Annotated in this window: 2 protein-coding genes and 1 pseudogene; 2 read left to right on the top strand and 1 reads right to left on the bottom strand. The window is 69.1% G+C overall.

Annotated elements, in window-relative coordinates; translation table 11 throughout:
- Window positions 1–106: 106 nt before the first annotated feature.
- Complete coding sequence (locus tag Q4D18_RS11410) at window positions 107–1,351, bottom strand: metallophosphoesterase family protein (RefSeq protein ID WP_303128511.1); 1,245 nt, start codon at window positions 1,349–1,351, stop codon at window positions 107–109.
- Between the two features lie 334 nt (window positions 1,352–1,685).
- Here Q4D18_RS11410 and Q4D18_RS11405 point away from each other — a divergent pair, with 334 nt between their 5' ends.
- Complete coding sequence (locus tag Q4D18_RS11405) at window positions 1,686–2,414, top strand: DUF6318 family protein (protein ID WP_303128509.1); 729 nt, start codon at window positions 1,686–1,688, stop codon at window positions 2,412–2,414.
- A 359-nt stretch (window positions 2,415–2,773) separates the two neighbouring features.
- Window positions 2,774–3,011: pseudogene (locus tag Q4D18_RS11400) on the top strand (hypothetical protein); the annotation flags it as partial.

Here is a 3,011-nt window from a genome sequence, read left to right as displayed (position 1 = left end):
TGCTTTCCCCCGCGTCACCCCCGGCTCCCCCGACGGTGCGGGGCCTCGCCGGCGCCGAGCGGGCGCGACGGGGGCGACCTCCGTCGTCGTCGGCCGGCGCGGGAGGTCAGGGCTTCACGTACGGCGGGAACGGCACCGGGGCGTCGAGGGGCCGGGCCTGCGGGTCCATGTCGATCCCCAGGTCGCGGGCCCAGACGACGCGGGTGGCGCCGGCGTAGACGGAGGAGTTGCGCTCGTCGAGCTCGAACACGCGGGCGCCGCGCAGGGTGTGCTGGTCCCACGTGCCGTCGTTGAGGCCGTAGGTGTCGAAGCCGGTGCCCGGTGCGTAGCCCAGCTCCACACCGTAGTAGTCCCCCTTGTAGGTGTTGATGTGGTCGTGGCCGCAGTAGATGCCCTTGACCTCGCCGCGCTCCTTGACCGAGGCGTAGATCCCGGAGTTGACCAGGCCGTGGTAGACGTCCTCGTGCTTGACGCCCTCGATGGCGTGACGGCGCACGGCCTCCTCGTGGCGGGCCTCGTCCTTCTCGCCCTGGGAGGCGTACCACATGAAGGAGTGCTCGAACGTGGGGATGTGGAAGAACATCAGGCCGGGGACGGGGCGGCCGAAGCGCTCGGCGGTGGCCTCCGAGGTCTCCTCGTACCAGCGGATCTGGCGGGGGCGGATCCAGTCGTAGCCCATGAGGCCCTCGGTGGACTGGCCGCGCGTGTCCGCCTCGGTGGCATAGCGCCCGGAGTCGAGCAGCCAGATCGCGAAGGCCGGCGCGGCGCCGCGGGAGCCGCGCACCAGGATCTGCGCGTTGGTGTGCCCGGGGACACCCTCGATCTTCGCCGGGTTGAGGTTGTGGCGGTACTGGCGGACGAAGTCGAGGATCCGGTCCTCGGTCATGGACGTGCCGTGCTCCTGCACCGAGTCCTCGTCGTGGTTGCCGAAGGTCACGGCCCACTTGACCCCGCGGGACTCCATCGGGGACACCACGTTGTTGACGGCCTGCTTGACCTCGAGGTCGGTCCTGGGCGATCCGTCGATCACGTCCCCGTTGATCAGCGCGAAGTCCGGCTTCTCCCGGTCCAGGACCTCGCCCATGAACTCGAGGGTGCGGCGGTCGGCGCGGTGGCCGCCCTGCGTGTCGTTGAACTGGACGATCCTCATGCGGCGGGACGGACCGAACGCCAGCGGCATGGCCGCGCTCGCAGAGTGCCCGCGGCGGGGGCCGCCCGCGTGGGCGGGGCGGGCGTCCGCAGGCGCGGCGGCGAGGGTCCCGGCCGCAGCCAGGGCGCCGGCGGTGAGCAGGCCGCGACGGCCGACGCCGGAGGTCGGCTCAGCGTGCGGGGTGGGGGTGTTCTCGGTCATGACGGTCCCTCCTGACATGCGGCGACGCGCGGATCGCACCGCCGGCACCGACGGTAGGACCCCCCGGTGGCCCGGGCGTGACGTCGGAGGGAGGGCTGGACGAACACGACGGGAACGGCCCAGCGCGGGGCCGGTGCCCGCTCGTCCCGACACCGCCCCGAGGGGTGCCGGCGCGCCGCTCCGATGCCAGGTCCATCCTGTGGAAACCCTGGACCGGCCGCCGAGGACCGTGCCTACACTGCGTGACGAGCACCACTTCACCGCCTCGGCGGGGATGCCGCGGGATCGGCGTCGAGGGTGCCCGCAGACCCGCACGTCTTCTCAGGAGGGGACCATGACGACCCTGCCCACGCCTCGGCGCACCCTGCGCCGCCACCGCCTCGCCCGAACGAGCACATGGGGAGCGGCACTGCTACTGGCCCTGACCGCGTGCGGCGGCGACTCCCCCGGCCCGGCGGCCTCCTCGAGCGTGTCGTCCGCCTCCACGGCGTCCGGTCCGGCCACCGCATCCGCCTCCGAGGCGAGCAATTCGACCGCGAGCGCCGCGGAGACCACGGCGAGCGAGTCCGCCGACGCCGGGGCATACGTGCCCGCATCCGAGAAGGGCCCGGCGCGGAACGTGCCGAAGCCGGTGATGCCGGAGGCCGTGAAGGAGGACACCCAGGAGGGGGCCGAAGCCGCCGTGCAGTACTGGTGGGACGCCGTCTACTACCTGCAGCAGACGAACGACCCGGAGCCGCTGAAGGCGGTTTCGAGCAATGACTGCAATCTCTGCGCCGCATACCCCAAGACGATTGAGCGCGCCTACAGTTCCGGAGGATGGCTTTCCGGAACAAAGCCAGAAATTACTTCACTTTTGAGCCAGGATTTAGGGGGCCACCATGCGGCCACCTTGCTCATCACAATGGAGCCGGGGATGGCATACCTTGAAGACGGCTCCATTGATCGCGGGACCGAAAGCTTAAAGCGTGAGAATCAGCCTTGGGCCGCCATCATTCAGTTCGATGAGTCATCGTCGCAATGGCTGGTTGAGGAGATGTCGTACGAAGGATCTGAAGAGTGATCGAGGGGATTAGTAGGACTATTCTTGCATTCGCGATTGTCACGTCTTTCGCCCCTGTAGCTAGTGCGGTCAATCAGCTTCCCTCTGGGGATAATTGCGAGACAACCAATATATCTACGGAAATCCATAAAACATCTTTAGAGGCAAAGGTGAAATGTAAAGGGGCATCCGCTTCAGATACACATGACAGGCTGGTAAAGGAAGACGAAACCGCCGGAGAGTCATCAGCCGCACCGACGCCCACCACGAAGCGCACCACCCTCGTCAGCGGCTGTCTCGAGAGCCTCGCCGGCGAGCCCGGCCTGGACAGCTGCCTCGCGCAGGAGGAGGCCTTCTGCCCGGGGCAGGAGAGCACATGGGTGGTCCCCGAGACCACGGACACCGCCGCGCCCGGAGAGGCGCCCACCTACGGCATGCGCCAGTGCACCCAGTCGGGCGCCGGGCCGGACCCGTCCGCCGCCGGGGCCGACGCACGGCCTGCGGTCAGCATCGACGACGTCGCCGAGCTGTTCGCCCCGCAGCCGCAGATCCTCTCCGACGACGAGGGCCGCGGCGTCCGCAACGCGGAGACGAACTTCTACACGGACGGCGAGGTCC

This window comes from Micrococcus sp. (assembly GCF_030523875.1).
In the GTDB taxonomy this organism is placed as follows: Bacteria; Actinomycetota; Actinomycetes; order Actinomycetales; family Micrococcaceae; genus Micrococcus.
The sequence above is the reverse complement of the archived record's forward strand: the minus strand, read 5'-3'. Positions and strand labels throughout refer to the sequence as shown.